15 protein-coding genes and 1 pseudogene are annotated in these 15,060 nt (G+C 65.3%); 4 read left to right on the forward strand and 12 right to left on the reverse strand.

Going from position 1 to position 15,060, the window contains the following annotated elements:
• Positions 1-11: 11 nt before the first annotated feature.
• The 11 genes from NWE53_RS06895 to NWE53_RS06945 all read right to left on the reverse strand — a co-directional run bounded on the left by NWE53_RS06895 (position 12) and on the right by NWE53_RS06945 (position 9,808).
• A complete protein-coding gene (locus NWE53_RS06895; protein WP_265053612.1) occupies positions 12-248 on the reverse strand; it encodes a hypothetical protein in 237 nt (78 codons plus the stop codon).
• Complete coding sequence (nuoH, locus tag NWE53_RS06900; protein WP_265053613.1) at positions 245-1,297, reverse strand: NADH-quinone oxidoreductase subunit NuoH; 1,053 nt, start codon at positions 1,295-1,297, stop codon at positions 245-247. Before nuoH ends, NWE53_RS06895 begins: the two co-directional genes overlap by 4 nt.
• 6 nt (positions 1,298-1,303) lie before the next feature.
• Positions 1,304-3,367, reverse strand: a complete 2,064-nt coding sequence (gene nuoG, locus NWE53_RS06905) for an NADH-quinone oxidoreductase subunit NuoG (RefSeq protein ID WP_265053614.1) — start codon at positions 3,365-3,367, stop codon at positions 1,304-1,306.
• A 29-nt stretch (positions 3,368-3,396) separates the two neighbouring features.
• A complete protein-coding gene (locus NWE53_RS06910; protein ID WP_265053615.1) occupies positions 3,397-4,164 on the reverse strand; it encodes a hypothetical protein in 768 nt (255 codons plus the stop codon).
• Between the two features lie 5 nt (positions 4,165-4,169).
• Positions 4,170-5,474: an NADH-quinone oxidoreductase subunit NuoF gene (gene nuoF / locus NWE53_RS06915; protein ID WP_265053616.1), complete on the reverse strand. Its 1,305-nt coding sequence runs from the start codon at positions 5,472-5,474 to the stop codon at positions 4,170-4,172.
• Positions 5,475-5,485: 11 nt separating this feature from the next.
• Positions 5,486-6,403: an NADH-quinone oxidoreductase subunit NuoE gene (nuoE, locus tag NWE53_RS06920; protein ID WP_265053617.1), complete on the reverse strand. Its 918-nt coding sequence runs from the start codon at positions 6,401-6,403 to the stop codon at positions 5,486-5,488.
• A 99-nt stretch (positions 6,404-6,502) separates the two neighbouring features.
• On the reverse strand, positions 6,503-7,693 hold the full coding sequence (locus NWE53_RS06925) for an NADH-quinone oxidoreductase subunit D (RefSeq protein WP_265053618.1): 1,191 nt from the start codon (positions 7,691-7,693) through the stop codon (positions 6,503-6,505).
• Complete coding sequence (locus NWE53_RS06930; RefSeq protein ID WP_265053619.1) at positions 7,690-8,130, reverse strand: GFA family protein; 441 nt, start codon at positions 8,128-8,130, stop codon at positions 7,690-7,692. Before NWE53_RS06930 ends, NWE53_RS06925 begins: the two co-directional genes overlap by 4 nt.
• Entirely contained in the window at positions 8,130-8,735 is a 606-nt protein-coding gene (locus tag NWE53_RS06935) for an NADH-quinone oxidoreductase subunit C (RefSeq protein WP_265053620.1), read from the reverse strand. The genes NWE53_RS06930 and NWE53_RS06935 overlap by 1 nt, the downstream gene beginning before the upstream one ends.
• A gap of 41 nt (positions 8,736-8,776) precedes the next feature.
• Positions 8,777-9,361: a NuoB/complex I 20 kDa subunit family protein gene (locus tag NWE53_RS06940; RefSeq protein WP_265053621.1), complete on the reverse strand. Its 585-nt coding sequence runs from the start codon at positions 9,359-9,361 to the stop codon at positions 8,777-8,779.
• A 66-nt stretch (positions 9,362-9,427) separates the two neighbouring features.
• Positions 9,428-9,808: an NADH-quinone oxidoreductase subunit A gene (locus NWE53_RS06945; protein WP_442864984.1), complete on the reverse strand. Its 381-nt coding sequence runs from the start codon at positions 9,806-9,808 to the stop codon at positions 9,428-9,430.
• A 340-nt stretch (positions 9,809-10,148) separates the two neighbouring features.
• Here NWE53_RS06945 and NWE53_RS06950 point away from each other — a divergent pair, with 340 nt between their 5' ends.
• Positions 10,149-10,859 carry a YcbK family protein gene (locus tag NWE53_RS06950; protein WP_265053622.1) on the forward strand — a complete coding sequence of 237 codons (711 nt, stop codon included), beginning with the start codon at positions 10,149-10,151 and terminating at the stop codon, positions 10,857-10,859.
• Positions 10,860-10,892: 33 nt separating this feature from the next.
• On the opposite strand, the gene NWE53_RS06955 is transcribed toward NWE53_RS06950, so the two are convergent.
• Positions 10,893-11,867 carry an aldo/keto reductase gene (locus tag NWE53_RS06955; protein ID WP_265053623.1) on the reverse strand — a complete coding sequence of 325 codons (975 nt, stop codon included), beginning with the start codon at positions 11,865-11,867 and terminating at the stop codon, positions 10,893-10,895.
• A gap of 358 nt (positions 11,868-12,225) precedes the next feature.
• Here NWE53_RS06955 and NWE53_RS06960 point away from each other — a divergent pair.
• From NWE53_RS06960 to NWE53_RS06970, 3 genes and pseudogenes are all read left to right on the forward strand, one after another.
• A pseudogene (locus NWE53_RS06960) lies at positions 12,226-12,899 on the forward strand (response regulator transcription factor).
• On the forward strand, positions 12,896-14,266 hold the full coding sequence (locus tag NWE53_RS06965) for a sensor histidine kinase (RefSeq protein ID WP_265053624.1): 1,371 nt from the start codon (positions 12,896-12,898) through the stop codon (positions 14,264-14,266). The pseudogene NWE53_RS06960 and the gene NWE53_RS06965 overlap by 4 nt, the downstream one beginning before the upstream one ends.
• Positions 14,267-14,418: 152 nt before the next feature.
• Positions 14,419-15,048: an outer membrane protein gene (locus NWE53_RS06970; RefSeq protein WP_265053625.1), complete on the forward strand. Its 630-nt coding sequence runs from the start codon at positions 14,419-14,421 to the stop codon at positions 15,046-15,048.
• Positions 15,049-15,060: the final 12 nt, after the last annotated feature.

Genomic DNA, 15,060 nt, shown 5'->3' on the forward strand with positions numbered 1-15,060 from the left:
TCCTTCCATCCTCAGCCGAACAGCGTCCGGCCGATCACGAAACCCAGTATCGGCATCAAGCCGATCGTCATTGCCATCAGCGCCCACCGCAGGATGCGGATGCGGCGCTCGTAATCGTCCTTCTCGGCCTCTGTCTCCGAGCGATCCGTGCGCCTGAGCGCCCCGATCACCACGGCCGAGATCAGCCGGTATTCCAGCAGGCCGAGGCCGAAGCCGATCAGGGCGCCGAGCGGGCCGGCCCAACTCATCCGGCGACCGGACCCCAGCCCGTCAGCTGCAGCACCAGCGCCACGATCACCACGCTGGCGAGCGAGAGCGGCAGGAAGACCTTCCAGCCCAGACGCATCAGCTGATCGTAGCGGTAGCGCGGCACGAAGGCCTTCACCAGCGCGAACATGAAGAACACCAGGCAGACCTTGAGCGCGAACCAGAACACGCCGGGCAGCCAGGTGAAGGGCGGCAGCGCGACCGGCGGCGCCCAGCCGCCGAGGAACAGGATCGTCGTCAGCGAGCACATGGTCATGATCGCCACGTATTCGCCGAGCATGAACAGCAGGTACGGCGTCGAGGAATACTCGACCATGAAGCCCGCCACGAGCTCCGATTCCGCCTCGGCCAGATCGAAGGGCGGCCGGTTCGTCTCGGCCAGCGCCGAGACGAAGAAGACGATGAACATTGGGAAGAGCGGCAGGAAATACCAATTGAGGATGCTGAGCCAGGGCACGCCCAGCGCATGCGCCAGGCCGCGGTTCTGCTGCGCCTCGACGATCGCCGAGAGGTTCAGCGAGCCGACGCAGAGCAGCACGGTGATGATGACGAAGCCGATCGAGACCTCGTAGGACACCATCTGCGCCGCCGAGCGCAGCGCGCTCATGAACGGGTATTTCGAGTTCGAGGCCCAGCCGGCCATGATGATGCCGTAGACGCCGAGCGAGGAGATCGCGAGGATGTAGAGCACGCCGACATTGATGTCGGCGATCGCCCAGCCCTCGGCCACCGGGATCACCGCCCAGGCGCCAAGCGCCAGCAGGCAGGAGATGAACGGCGCCAGCAGGAAGATGCCCTTGTTGGCGCCGGACGGGATGATCGGCTCCTTGAGCGCGAACTTGATCAGGTCCGCGAAGCTCTGGAACAGCCCCCAGGGACCGACGACGTTCGGGCCGCGGCGCAGCTGCACCGCCGCCCAGACCTTGCGGTCGGCCAGCAGGATATAGGCGATGAAGACCAGCAGGCAGACCAGCAGCAGCAGGCTCTTGCCGAGGATGATCGCGATATCGAGGACGAGGTCCCAGTTCATGGCCGCTTACTCCGCCGCCTGCTGGTGCCGGCCGGAGGCCAGCGCCGAGCATTCCGCCATCACGGCAGAGGCACGCGCGATCGGGTTGGTCTGATAGAAGTCGCCTATGACCGGGGCGAACCCCGCCCTGTCGGTCTTGCCGCCGAGGCCCGCGAGCTGGCCGATGCCAGCCGCATCATTGCCCGGCAGAACATCGAGCGCGGCGAAATGCGGATGCGCCTCGTAGAGCGCCTTGCGCAGGCCGGCGAGCGAGTCGAAGGGCAGAGTCTTGCCGAGAGCGGCCGAGAGCGCACGCAGGATCGCCCAGTCCTCGCGGGCATCGCCCGGCGGGAAGGTGGCGCGGTCGCCCATCTGCACCCGGCCTTCGGTGTTCACATAGGTGCCGGACTTTTCGGTATAGGCGGCGCCCGGCAGGATGACGTCGGCGCGATGCGCGCCCTTGTCGCCATGCGTGCCCTGGTAGACGACGAAGGCGCCTTCCGGCACCTCGATCTCGTCGGCACCGAGCAGGAAGAGCACGTCGAGCGCACCGGGCTGGAGCATGGCGGCAACGTCCAGGCCGCCTTCGCCGGGCACGAAGCCGAGATCGAGCGCGCCGACGCGGGAGGCCGCGGTGTGGATCACGCCGAAGCCGTTCCACTCGTCCGTCATGGTACCGAGCGCCTGCGCAGCCTTGGCCGCGAGCGAGAGCACCGCTTCGCCGTCGGCACGGGCGAGAGCGCCCTGCCCGACCAGCACCATGGGCCTGCCGCCCTTGGCCTCGGCCGATTTGACGATTTCGGCGAGCGTTTCGGGGCCGGCGCCGAGATAGTCGGAAGCGTAAGTGAGATCGGCCTTCTCGCCGATGACGCTGACCTTGAAATCGCCCCGCAGCCAGCGCTTGCGGATGCGGGCGTTCAGGATCGGCGCCTCACGACGCGGGTTCGAGCCGATGATCAGCAGCGAGGTCGCATCCTCGATGCCGGCGATGCCGGCGTTGAGGACGTAGGAGGCCCTGCCGAGCTTCGGATGGAGCTTCGTTCCGTCCTGACGCGCGTCGAGATTGGCCGATCCGAGCGAGGCGATCAGCGCCTTCAGCGCGAACATCTCCTCGACCGCCGCGAGGTCACCGGCGATGGCGCCGATCTTCTGGGGCGAGGCGGCCTTCACCTTGGCGGCGATGGCGGCGAAGGCTTCGTTCCAGCTCGCGGGGCGCAGCCGGCCGTTCTCGCGGATATAGGGCCGGTCGAGGCGCTGCGTGCGCAGGCCGTCGACGATGTGGCGGGTCTTGTCGGAGATCCACTCCTCGTTCACCGCCTCGTTGAGGCGGGGCAGGACGCGCATCACTTCCTTGCCACGCGAGTCGACGCGGATGGCCGAGCCGACGGCGTCCATCACGTCGATGCTCTCGGTCTTGGAGAGCTCCCAGGGCCGGGCCTTGTTCTGATAGGGCTTGGAGGTCAGCGCGCCCACCGGGCAGAGATCGACGACGTTGCTCTGCAGCTCCGAGCTCATCGCCTGCTCAAGATAGGTCGTGATCTCCATGTCCTCGCCGCGGCCGATGGCGCCGAGATCGGAGGCGCCGGCGACTTCGGTGGTGAAGCGGACGCAGCGCGTGCACTGGATGCAGCGCGTCATCGTCGTCTTGACCAGCGGGCCGATATACTTGTCCTCGACCGCGCGCTTGTTCTCGGCATAGCGGGAGGTATCCGCGCCATACGCCATTGCCTGGTCCTGCAGGTCGCATTCGCCGCCCTGGTCGCAGATCGGGCAGTCGAGCGGGTGGTTGATGAGCAGGAACTCCATCACCCCTTCGCGCGCCTTCTTGACCATCGGCGACTTGGTCAGGACGACCGGCGGCTCGCCGTTCGGGCCGGGGCGCAGATCGCGCACGCCGATGGCGCAGGAGGCCTGCGGCTTCGGCGGCCCGCCCTTCACCTCGACCAGGCACATGCGGCAGTTGCCGGCGATCGAGAGCCGCTCGTGGAAGCAGAAGCGCGGCACCTCGGCGCCAGCGGCCTCGCAGGCCTGGAGCACAGTGTACTCCGGCGGAACGTCGACCTCGATGCCGTCGATGAGGAGTTTGGTCATCGCTCAGTTGGCCTCAACAAATTTCAAAGTCATGCGGCGAACCTTCCCGCATTCAAGGCATCAATCCCGCGCAAGCGTATCCAGTTGCTCACCAGTGCGGACAACCGCCAGAACCCCATTCCACCCATGAGAGCAAGGAAGGGAAAGATCACCAACATTACGCCATCGCCCATGCTCATCCGCATTGCCGGAATGTAGCGGCTAACCAACACAGCAGCGAACAACACGACGGGCAAAAGCACGGAAATCACGATCCAGCGCTCTCGGCCGATCAATCGAACCATTTGATAAACAGACCATACGACTAAGGCGCAGCCCAATACGGCGAGTCCGCTCAGGATATGCCAAGAAAAAACGAGCACAAATCTCGGGAGAGTGACCAGCGTGCTTCCCGCTACAATCAAAAGCCCGATTGCAGCGAGCGTATACCCATAAACTGGAGTGCCAAATCTATCTTCGCACAAGATTTCCTGCATACGCCATGACGCTATGCCGCATGCGATGATCGACACCGATCCGATCATGCTCGCAAGACGCGTAAGCAGCGTTTGGCCCGTCAGGCTACCGCTCAAAGCGATCAACCACGAAGCGCACGCAATTGTAATGACGACAGCCGGCCAAGCTGGAGCGCCGGACGCCAATACGATACGCCAAGCTGCGACCGCAACGATAAGAACAGGTACGATTGGCAAGGCAAAAGTTATAATCAAAATCGAAAAGCCCATGGTCAAAGGCAAGGAAGCCAAGGCTCCCCCGATGACGACCACAATCCAGAAGATGTAGCTGGCGGGCGGCATCACACTCACTCCGCCGCCATCAGCCGCACAGGCTCGCTGTGCGGGTTGGCGGCATAGTCGTCGATGCGCTGCTCGATCTCGTGACGGAAATGCGCGATCAGGCCCTGGATCGGCCAAGCCGCGGCGTCGCCAAGCGCGCAGATGGTGTGGCCCTCGATCTGCTTGGTGACGTCGAGCAGCATGTCGATCTCGCGCTTCTGGGCGCGGCCCTCGGCCATGCGCTCCATGACGCGCCACATCCAGCCCGTGCCCTCGCGGCAAGGCGTGCACTGGCCGCAGCTCTCATGTTTGTAGAAATGGCTGATGCGGGCGATGGCGCGGACGATGTCGGTCGACTTGTCCATCACGATCACCGCAGCCGTGCCGAGGCCGGAGCGCAGCTTGGAGAGCGAGTCGAAATCCATCGGCGTGTCGATGATCTGCTCGGCCGGCACCATGCGCACCGACGAACCGCCGGGGATGACCGCCTTGAGGTTGTCCCAGCCGCCGCGGATGCCGCCGCAATGCTTGTCGATCAGCTCGCGGAAGGGAATACCCATCGCCTCTTCGACGTTGCAGGGCTTGTTCACATGGCCGGAGACGCAGAAGAGCTTGGTGCCGACATTGTTCGGAGTGCCGATCGAGGAGAACCAGGCCGCGCCGCGGCGCAGGATGGTCGGGGCGACCGCGATCGACTCGACGTTGTTCACCGTGGTCGGGCAGCCATAAAGGCCGACATTCGCCGGGAAAGGCGGCTTCAGCCGCGGCATGCCCTTCTTGCCCTCGAGGCTTTCGAGCAGCGCCGTCTCTTCGCCGCAGATATAGGCGCCGGCGCCGTGATGCACATAGAGATCAAAGGGATACCCGTGGACGTTGTCCTTGCCGATGAGCTTGGCCTCATAGGCCTCGTCGACGGCGCGCTGCAGCGCCTCGCGCTCACGGACATACTCGCCACGGATGTAGATATAGGCCGCGTTCGCACCCATGGCGAAGGAGGCGATCAGGCAGCCCTCGACCAGCGTATGCGGGTCGTTGCGCATGATCTCGCGGTCCTTGCAGGTGCCGGGCTCCGACTCGTCGGCGTTGACGACGAGATAGGACGGGCGCCCGTCGCTCTGCTTGGGCATGAACGACCATTTCAGCCCGGTCGGGAAGCCGGCGCCGCCGCGCCCGCGCAGGCCCGACTTCTTCATCTCGTCGATGATCCAGTCTCGGCCCTGCTCCAGGATGAACTTGGTGCCGTCCCAATGGCCACGCTGGATCGCACCCTTCAGGGAGCGGTCGTGAAGGCCGTAGAGATTGGTGAAGATGCGGTCGCGATCTGCGAGCATGTCCTAATGCCTCACTCTGCCGGCTTGTCGCCGCTCTTGGCGGTCTTAGCACGTGCCCGGGTGGGCTTCGGCTTGCCCTCTGCGGAAGGCGTATCCTGGGCGGCGCTGGTCGGCTGAGCCGGGTCGGACGGCTTCGGCCTGGCCGGCGCGGCGGTCTCGCTCGCCGGCTTGGCGGCGGCCGCCGGAGTAGCGTCCACCTTGGCCGCCTCGGCCTTCTTGGCTTCCGCCTCTGCGGCAGCCTTGGCAGCTGCGGCTTCCGCCGCAGCCTTGCGCTGCTCGGCGATGCGCTTCTGCCAATCGCCGGCGCCGATCATCGAGCCGTCATAGAGCGCCTTGTCGTTCAAGGTCTCGCCGCCGCCTTCCGGCTCGGAGCCGGTGCGGCCGTTCTGCGGGCCGGGATTGGTCGGGCGGCCGCTGCGCAGATCGTCGAGGAGCTGGCGGAAATTGGCGGGCGTCAGGTCTTCGTAATAGTCGACATTGATCTGCGCCATCGGCGCATTGCAGCAGGCGCCGAGGCATTCGACCTCGAGCCAGGAGAGCTTGCCGTCGGCGGTCACGGTCGATTGCGGGCCGATGACGTCCTCGCAGACCTTCTTCAGCGCTTCGGCGCCGCGCAGCGCGCAGGGCGTCGTGCCGCAGAGCTGGACGAAATACTCGCCGACCGGCTGCAGATTGAACATGGTGTAGAAGGTCGCGACCTCCAGCACCCGCATCGGCGCCATGCCGAGGCGACGGGCGACGGTCTCGATCACGGCGCGCGACACCCAGCCCTCCTGCTCCTGCGCTTTCCACAGCAGCGGAATGACGGCAGAGGCCTGGCGGCCTTCCGGATACTTGGCAATCTGCTGGTCGATCCAGTTCTCGTTCGCCGCGGTGAAGGCGAAGGAGGCAGGCTGGACCGGATCGGGCGCGAGACGACGGACGGACATATCAATTCACTCCACGCGCGTCATGCTCGGGCTTGACCCGAGCATCTCTGACTCGCTGGCAGATGGCGACGATTCTGCAAGAGACGGCTGAGGGACGGCTCACCGATCGACCTCCCCGAAGACGATGTCCAGCGAGCCGAGGATCGCGGAGACGTCGGCGAGCATGTGCTTGCGGCACATGAAATCCATGGCCTGGAGATGGGCGAAGCCCGGCGCCTTGATCTTGCAGCGATAGGGCTTGTTGGTGCCGTCGGAGACCAGATAGACGCCGAACTCGCCCTTCGGCGCCTCGACGGCGGCATAGACCTCGCCTTCCGGCACCTTGTAGCCTTCGGTGTAGAGCTTGAAGTGATGGATCAGCGCTTCCATCGAGCGCTTCATCTCGCCGCGCTTGGGCGGCACCATCTTGCCGTCGAGCGATGAGACCGGCCCGCCGCCATCGGCAGCCAGCAGCTTGTCGCAGCACTGCTTCATGATGCGCACGGACTGGCGCATCTCCTCCATGCGGATGTGGTAGCGGTCGTAGCAGTCGCCGTTCTTGCCGATCGGAATGTCGAATTCCATCTCCTCGTAGCACTCGTAGGGCTGCGATTTACGCAGGTCCCACGCCGCGCCGGAGCCGCGCACCATCACGCCCGAGAAGCCCCATTTCCAGCAGGTCTCGAGATCGACCACGCCGATATCGACATTGCGCTGCTTGAAGATGCGGTTATCGGTCAGCAGCGTCTCGAGATCGTCGCAGACCTTGAGGAACGGGTCGCACCATTCGGCGATGTCGTGAATCAGCGAAACGGGCAAGTCCTGGTGCACGCCGCCGGGGCGGACATAGGCCGCATGCATGCGCGAGCCCGAAGCGCGCTCGTAGAAGATCATCAGCTTTTCGCGCTCTTCGAAGCCCCAGAGCGGAGGCGTCAGCGCGCCGACGTCCATCGCCTGCGTGGTGACGTTGAGCAGATGCGAGAGGATGCGGCCGATCTCGGAATAGAGCACGCGGATGAGCTGGCCGCGGCGCGGCACGGTCACGCCGACGAGGCGCTCGACCGCGAGCGCATAGGCGTGCTCCTGGTTCATCGGCGCGACATAGTCGAGCCGGTCGAAATAGGGCACTGCCTGGAGATAGGTCTTGGCCTCGATCAGCTTCTCGGTGCCGCGATGCAGCAGGCCGATATGCGGGTCGACGCGCTCGACCACCTCGCCGTCGAGCTCCAGCACGAGGCGCAGGACGCCGTGCGCGGCCGGATGCTGCGGGCCGAAGTTGATCGAGAAGTTGCGGATGTTGTGCTCGGTCATTGCCGGCCTTCCTGCGCAGCGAAGAACTCTGCGACCACCTGCTCGCCCGTCTTGCGTCGCCGCTCGCCGGCGAAGGCATAGAGTTCAGGCTTTTCGTCGATGAAGATTTCCTCGGCAAAGGCGAGGCCGGGGGCATTGTCGAGGCTCGGGAACGCCACCGCGACATGCCCCTCGCCGGAACGCTGCCGCCAGAACAGGCTGGTGCCGCAATTGCGGCAGAAGACGCGCTCGCCCCACTCCGAGGAGTGATAGACACCGAGATGCGCCTCGTCCGCGACCGCGACATCCGTGCACGGCACCGTCATCAGCACGCCGCCGCTCCAGCGCCGGCACATGCTGCAATGACAAACGTCCATCTCCGCCTTCGCGGCGACCGCCATGAAGCGAACGGAGCCGCAGAGACAACCACCGGACAGTTTTTCCGTGCCAGCCGCCATCACGCGCCCTTCGCCTTCTCGTCGCCCGGCAGCACGTAATCCGTGCCTTCCCAGGGCGAGAGGAAATCGAAGTTGCGGAATTCCTGGTTGAGCTTCACCGGCTCGTAGACGACGCGCTTCTGCTCGTCGTCGTAGCGCACCTCGACGAAGCCGGTCAGCGGGAAGTCCTTGCGCAGCGGATAGCCCTCGAAGCCATAGTCGGTGAGGATGCGGCGCAGGTCGGGATGGCCGGAGAACAGGATTCCGTAGAAGTCGTAGGCCTCGCGCTCGAACCAGTTCGCCGCCGGGAAGACGTCGATCACGGAGGGAACGGGCGTCGCCTCGTCGGTCTGGACCTTTACACGGACGCGGCGGTTATGGTGCGGCGCCAGCATATGGTAGACGACGTCGAAGCGCTTCTCGCGGCCGGGATAGTCGGCGCCGGCGATGTCGGTGAAGTTCACGAAGCGGAAGCGCGGATCGCTGTAGAGCGTCCGCAGTACCTCGACGATCGAGGCCGCTTCGGCATGGATCGTCAGCTCCTCGAAGGCGACGACCGCCTCCGTCACCGCGCCGGGCAGCGCGGCCTTGATCTCTTCGCCGAGTTGTACGAGCGCTTCGCTCATCGTCTCACCTTCATCGCCTGCAGCATCGACCGAAAGAGCGCTCAGCGCTCGATCGTGCCGGTGCGCCGGATCTTCTTCTGCAGCAGCAGCACGCCGTAGAGCAGCGCCTCCGCCGTCGGCGGGCAGCCCGGGACATAGATGTCGATCGGGACGATGCGGTCGCAGCCGCGAACCACCGAATAGCTGTAGTGATAGTAGCCGCCGCCATTGGCGCAGGAGCCCATCGAGATGACGTAGCGCGGCTCCGGCATCTGGTCGTAGACCTTGCGCAGGGCCGGAGCCATCTTGTTGGTCAGCGTGCCCGCCACGATCATCACGTCGGACTGGCGCGGAGAGGCGCGCGGCGCGAAGCCGAAGCGCTCGACGTCGTAGCGCGGCATCGAGAGCTGCATCATCTCGACGGCGCAGCACGCCAGGCCGAACGTCATCCACATCAGCGAACCGGTGCGGGCCCAGTTGATCAGGTCGTCGGTCGCGGTGACGAGGAAGCCCTTGTCGGCAAGCTCGTTGTTGATCTCGACGAAGAACGGGTCACGCGTGCCCATGGGCTTGCCGTCGGGGCCGAGCAGCCCCCTCGGTGCCGGCGCGACGAGCGGGTCGCCGCGATCGATCGCTGTGATTGCCATGAACTAAATCCTCGTGACCTTCAGCCTGTCAGATAGAAAGCGGAACGCCGCCTCGCGACCGGACAGTCAGTCCCACTCCAGCGCGCCCTTGCGCCACTCGTAGACGAAGCCCACGGTCAGGACGCCGAGGAACACCATCATCGACCAGAAACCATACCAGCCGAGGGTGCCGAAGGCGACGGCCCAAGGGAACAGGAAAGCGACTTCCAGATCGAAGATGATGAACAAAATCGCGACCAGATAGAACCGGACGTCGAACTTCATGCGCGCATCGTCGAAGGCGTTGAAGCCGCATTCGTAGGCCGAGAGCTTTTCCGCGTCCGGCTTCGAATAGGCGATCGCGAATGGGGCGATCAGCAGGGCCAGGCCGATGACCGCCGAGACGCCGATGAACAGCACCAGCGGCAGGTAGTCACTCAGGATGGATGGCACCGGAACAGCTTGCATGGTCGGACTCACTTCAGACGGCCGCGGGGCGACGCGCTGTCCCAGTCGCTTAGACCCTCGATTAGAATGAAGCAAGACTCCGCCGCGCCGCACAATTGCGCGAGTGGGTTGAATGCAGCGCAGAATGGGGCAGAATTCGCAGGCGCTCGGGCAGCGCTTCGGATATCCGCGGCGAAAATCGGCCCGAAACGCGTATTTGCAGCTCCGCGAGGATGGCATCAATCCGTTCACCGTGCCGAATCGTTGCGGCCCGGCGGGTGTTGCCCTCCGAAAGGCCTTCGATGTTTCGACCTTTTCCGCCGGCCCCCGAACCTGAACTCCCACAGGCACCGGCGGCATAATGAACCCTGCCTGCCTGCGCGCCCGTCTCGCCCCGGCGCTCTTCGTCCTGCTCTCCACGACGACGGCCATTGCCCAAGAGGGCGAGCGCGTGCGCGCGCCGCTGCCGCCGCAGCGCCCCTTCGATCTCGATCTGGAAGGCACGCCGAAGCTGCCGGATATCGTCGTGCCCTCGGCAGCGCCCACCACGACGGCCCCCCCGACTCGCAGCGCGGCTCAGGACACCCCGCCTGCCGCGCCGTCGACAGAGACGCCGGGCGCCACCCCCGCATCGGCAACACCGCCCGCCGAAGGCACCCTGCCCGCGCCCGGCGAGCCGGACGACGACGAGGGCGTGGAATGGCCGAAGCTCACGCCTGGCCAGAAGGCCGGCGCAGAACCCGATTTCGACCCGAACGAGAAGCCCGAGCGGCCGGGTGTCTCGACCGATCCGGGCACTTCGATCGCCTGCCTGCCAGACCCGCTGAAGCAGATCCTCGTGAAGATCGTCGACCGCTACGGCGCGGTGAAGGTGACCTCGACCTGGCGGCCGCCCTGGCGGGCGAGACGCGGCTCCTATCACAAGGGCTGCCAGGCCATGGACTTCCGCGTCCCGGGCGTGCGGCCGCGCGTCGTGCTGGAATGGGCCCGCAACCTGCCGGAGGTCGGTGGTCATCATGTCTACTGGAACGGGCTGATCCACATCGACACCGGCCCGCGCCGGCCCTGGTAGCGAGCGACGGCGCGCTTCAGAGCTCCACTCCGGTCATATCGGCAGAGGCGCATGGCCGGGGACCAGCCCTTCGGCCTTGAGGTCGCTCCACAGGCCAACCGGCACCGGCAGGGCGACCAGATCGAGATTGCGCGCGATCTCGGCGGGCGTCACGGCGCCGAGCACGATGCTGGCGACGGCCGGATGAGCAGCGGCAAAGGCGAGAGCCGCCTGCGGCAGCGCCACACCATGCGCGGCACAGACCGCCTCGATACGCGCGACCCTGGCTAGGATCGCGGGCGGCGCCGGCTGATAGTTGTAATACGCCCCTTCGCGGGCACCGGTGGCGAGGATGCCCGAATTGAAGACGCCGGCCAGCATCACGGCGATCTTCTTCTCCAGAGCCAGCGGCAGGAAGCTATCGAGCGCGCCCTGCTCCAGCAGCGTGTAGCGCCCCGCCAGCATCATCACGTCGAAATCCCCGGCACGGGCGAAACGCTCGCACATCTCGGCTTCGTTGACGCCGACTCCGATGGCCTTGACCCCGCCGCTCGCACGCAGCTTCTCCAGCGCCTTGTAGGCGCCATCCATCGCCTCGGCGAAGCGCTGTTCCATCTGGTCGCCATGCGTCCAGACATCGACGTCGTGGATCAGCAGGATGTCGACATGGTCGGTGCCGAGCCGCAGGAGCGACTGCTCCAGCGAGCGCATCGCGCCATCATAGGAATAGTCGATCACCGCCGGATGCGGCAGGCCGCCGCGATAGCCCGAACCGTCATGCTTCGGCCCGCCGGGCTGCATCCAGCGGCCGACCTTGGTCGAGAGGATGACGCTCTCGCGCGGAACCGTGCGCAGCGCCGCGCCGATGCGGTGTTCAGACAGGCCGTGGCCGTAGAGCGGCGAGGTGTCGACGAGATTGATGCCCGCCGCGAGCGCAGCCGCGACCGTCGCCTGCGCGGTGGCTTCGTTAAGATGGGCATAGAGATCGCCAAGCGGCGCGCCACCGAAGCCGATGAGGCTGGGCAACATCCCGGCGATGGCTCGGCCGGGAGGAACGGTACTAGCGGGGCTCTCGGTCATTGCGCCTCTACCGGGGGCTTCGGCAGTGTCGCCGATGCGATGGCCGACACATCCGCCAGCAGCGCCACACCCGGATCATCGTCATCCATTCTCCCATGAAGCGGCTCAAGCCTCCGATTACCTTTGCGGAGCAAGCCGCTTTCAACAAGCAAAAATGCCCGAGGTAAAGCCTCTCTCGGCATCATCCTCTCTTAGCCAACCCCGGCGTCCGTGACGACGCCGGGCCTCATATCTTTCCCGCCGTAATGTTCGCACAAGCTAAGGGAGAGATTGTCGAGACGAAATCGTTTCGGTTTATGGGTACCTGATGCGCCTGCTGCTGGTGGAAGACGAACCGGAGTTGGCGGCCGCCTTGACGGCTGCGCTCCAACGGCATGACGCCGTGATCGACCATGTCGCGACGTTGGGTCTCGCCATGGCGGCGGTCGACGACCGGGTCCATGACGTCGTGATACTCGACCGCCAGCTCCCGATGGCGATGGCATTGGCCTCATCCGGCATGTGAGAGCGCGCGCCAGCAACGTGCCGGTCATCGTCCTGACGGCGCTCGGCTCCCTACCGGACCGCGTCGACGGGCTCGATCACGGCGCGGACGACTACATCGCCAAGCCTTTCGCCGTGGAGGAACTGCTCGCCCGTATCCGCGCGGTGCTCAGGCGGCCAGCGCAACGCCAGCCCATGCATATCCGGATCGGCCGGCTGGTCTTCGATCTCGACGGGCGCGAAGCACGGATCGGCGAGGCGCCGCTCGATCTGCGGCGCCGGGAATTGCTCGCGCTCGAGGCGCTGGTGCGCCGCCAGGGGCGTACGGTGCTGCGCAGCGCGCTTGAGGACGCGGTCTACAGCTACGACGACGAAATCGCCTCCAACGCCTTGGATTCGCACATCTCTCGCCTGCGCAAGAAGCTCGCCGACGCGGAAGCCGGCGTCGAGATCCATGGCATCCGCGGCGTCGGATATCTGCTGCGACCCTGCGCATGAAACTGGGCTGGCCGCGCTCGCTGCGCCGCAGGCTGATCGTCCAGCTCCTGATGTTCCAGATCGCCGTGCTGTTCGCCTTCTGCACCGCCTTCGTCGCCTACATCCTGCAGGTCGGCGAAGGCGTGTTCCTGATCAATCCCCAATTCGCCGAGGCGGCAGCCCGCGCGATCGTGCGTGAACCGGACGGCACCCTGCGCCTGCAGGAAACCGGGGAACTGGTCGAGCTGCGCCGCACGGCGCCGGACTTCTGGTTCGTGGCACGAAGCAGCCGTGGGGAAATCGTCGAGACCGGAGACGTCCCGGCGATCTACCGGACGATGGCGCGCCACCTCGACAGCATCTACTTCGTCGACATTCGCGACAGCCAGCCGCCCTTCACCTATCTCGCCGTGGCGCGGCGCGCCTCGGGACCGGCCGGCGACTTCACGGTGCTCGGCAAAGGCCCTGTCTTCAGCATGACTTTCGCCGTTCTGCTCCTGTCGAATCTGCTGATGATCCCGATCCTCATCCTCCTCGTGATCGTGACGGTCATCGTCATACCCTGGATCGTCAGCCGCGCTTTCTCCCGCGTCGCCGTGGTTGCGAAGGCGGCCGAGTTCATCGATGTCGACCGGCGTGGCTATCGTCTGCCCAGGGCCGACGTGCCGACGGAAATCCACCCTCTGGTCAGCGCGATCAACGGTGCATTGCAGCGGCTCGACGAGGGCTACGAGCGCCAGCGTCGCTTCATCCTCGATGCCGCCCACGAGCTGAGGACCCCGATCGCCATTCTGCAGACCCGGCTGGACTCGATGCCCCCGGACGCGCTCAGGACGAAATTGCAGACGGATACGGCCCGGATCGCCGGCCTTGCCGAACAGTTGCTGGACATGCAGCGCCTCAGCCATGACGAGACGCGCTTTCGCCATCTCGATCTCGTGGCCTTGTGCCGAACCGTCGTCGCCGACCTCGCCCCGCTGGCGATCGCCGGCGGCTACGAACTCTCCCTCGAAGGGGCCGATGTCCCTGTTGTCGTCGAAGGCGATTCAGGCTCTCTCGAGCGCGTCGTCACCAACCTGATCCAGAATGCGATCGAGCATGGCGGCGGTCGCGGCCTCATCCTCGTGAATGTCGAAGCCGCCGGCACCGTCGAGGTCATGGACGAGGGGCCAGGCGTTCCGGAAGCCGAACGCGACGCGATCTTCGAACCGTTTCACCGCCTGCAGCCACGCGACCATGGCGCCGGGCTGGGACTCAACCTCGTCCGCGAGATCGTGCATCGGCATGCAGGCCAGGTTTCGGTCGTCGAAAGCCCGCTCGGTGGAGCATGCTTCAGGTTGACGCTGCCTCTCGACGATACGCAAACCAAAATACTAAATAAATACTAACAAGATCGGTGCTTTATCTAAAATAAACTTACAATAATCATGTGAATACTCAGGGCGCCCAATTTAGCTGCAATGCAGCGGCTCGACCATGAATGCATCGACGGCGCGTAACCAGATCTTCTCCACGCGCCGGGATCTTCATGGAGAGTTCGATGTTTCGTTCCCTGTTTGCCTTCGCCATGGTCGGCGGCCTGTTGCCGCTGACGGCCAGCGCCGCCGATTTGCGCAGCCGTTATCAAAACCCGCCCGCGGAATATTACGAGCAGCCCGCCTATCGCTGGCAGGGCTTCTATCTCGGCGCCCATGGCGGCCTCGCCTTCGGCAAGAGCTTCAGCTTCTCGTCCGACCGCAACGGCTTCGTCGGCGGTCTTCAGGGCGGCTACAACATGCAGTTCGGTCCGGCCGTCGCGGGCGTCGAGGTCGAGGGCTCGTACATGGGCGGCTCCGAGCGGCTCATCGACGGAGCCCGCGTCGAGCAGAACTGGCGCATTGCCGGCAAGGGGCGGCTCGGTCTCAGCTTCGATCGAACCTTGCTCTACGCCACGGCCGGCTATGCCATGACGGAGTTCGAAGCGCCGAGCGGCTCCGGCGTCTCGGACGGGTGGAAAGGCGGCTATCTCGTCGGCGCCGGTCTCGAGCAGGCCTTTGCCGGCGGCCTTTCGGCAAAGGCCGAGTACAACTATGTCAGCTCGAACGGGGTCAAGGCGATCCTGCCCTTCGGCCGTTCGGAAGGCTCCAATGGCGGCCATGTGCTCAAGGCGGGCCTCAACTATCGCTTCTGATGTCCGGAACTC

It is taken from the genome of Bosea sp. NBC_00550 (genome assembly GCF_026020075.1).
Lineage (GTDB): Bacteria > Pseudomonadota > Alphaproteobacteria > Rhizobiales > Beijerinckiaceae > Allobosea.

Bases quoted from the DNA above. Each gene is read 5' to 3' on its own strand.
- NWE53_RS06955 (WP_265053623.1), bottom strand. From the start codon at position 11,867: ATGTTGCCCAGCCTCATCGGCTTCGGTGGCGCGCCGCTTGGCGATCTC.
- nuoE (WP_265053617.1), bottom strand. From the start codon at position 6,403: ATGTCCGTCCGTCGTCTCGCGCCCGATCCGGTCCAGCCTGCCTCCTTC.
- NWE53_RS06970 (WP_265053625.1), top strand. From the start codon at position 14,419: ATGTTTCGTTCCCTGTTTGCCTTCGCCATGGTCGGCGGCCTGTTGCCG.
- nuoH (WP_265053613.1), bottom strand. From the start codon at position 1,297: ATGAACTGGGACCTCGTCCTCGATATCGCGATCATCCTCGGCAAGAGC.
- NWE53_RS06925 (WP_265053618.1), bottom strand. From the start codon at position 7,693: ATGACCGAGCACAACATCCGCAACTTCTCGATCAACTTCGGCCCGCAG.
- nuoG (WP_265053614.1), bottom strand. From the start codon at position 3,367: ATGACCAAACTCCTCATCGACGGCATCGAGGTCGACGTTCCGCCGGAG.
- NWE53_RS06910 (WP_265053615.1), bottom strand. From the start codon at position 4,164: ATGCCGCCCGCCAGCTACATCTTCTGGATTGTGGTCGTCATCGGGGGA.
- NWE53_RS06895 (WP_265053612.1), bottom strand. From the start codon at position 248: ATGAGTTGGGCCGGCCCGCTCGGCGCCCTGATCGGCTTCGGCCTCGGC.
- nuoF (WP_265053616.1), bottom strand. From the start codon at position 5,474: ATGCTCGCAGATCGCGACCGCATCTTCACCAATCTCTACGGCCTTCAC.
- NWE53_RS06940 (WP_265053621.1), bottom strand. From the start codon at position 9,361: ATGGCAATCACAGCGATCGATCGCGGCGACCCGCTCGTCGCGCCGGCA.
- NWE53_RS06950 (WP_265053622.1), top strand. From the start codon at position 10,149: ATGAACCCTGCCTGCCTGCGCGCCCGTCTCGCCCCGGCGCTCTTCGTC.
- NWE53_RS06945 (WP_442864984.1), bottom strand. From the start codon at position 9,808: ATGCAAGCTGTTCCGGTGCCATCCATCCTGAGTGACTACCTGCCGCTG.
- NWE53_RS06965 (WP_265053624.1), top strand. From the start codon at position 12,896: ATGAAACTGGGCTGGCCGCGCTCGCTGCGCCGCAGGCTGATCGTCCAG.
- NWE53_RS06935 (WP_265053620.1), bottom strand. From the start codon at position 8,735: ATGAGCGAAGCGCTCGTACAACTCGGCGAAGAGATCAAGGCCGCGCTG.
- NWE53_RS06930 (WP_265053619.1), bottom strand. From the start codon at position 8,130: ATGGCGGCTGGCACGGAAAAACTGTCCGGTGGTTGTCTCTGCGGCTCC.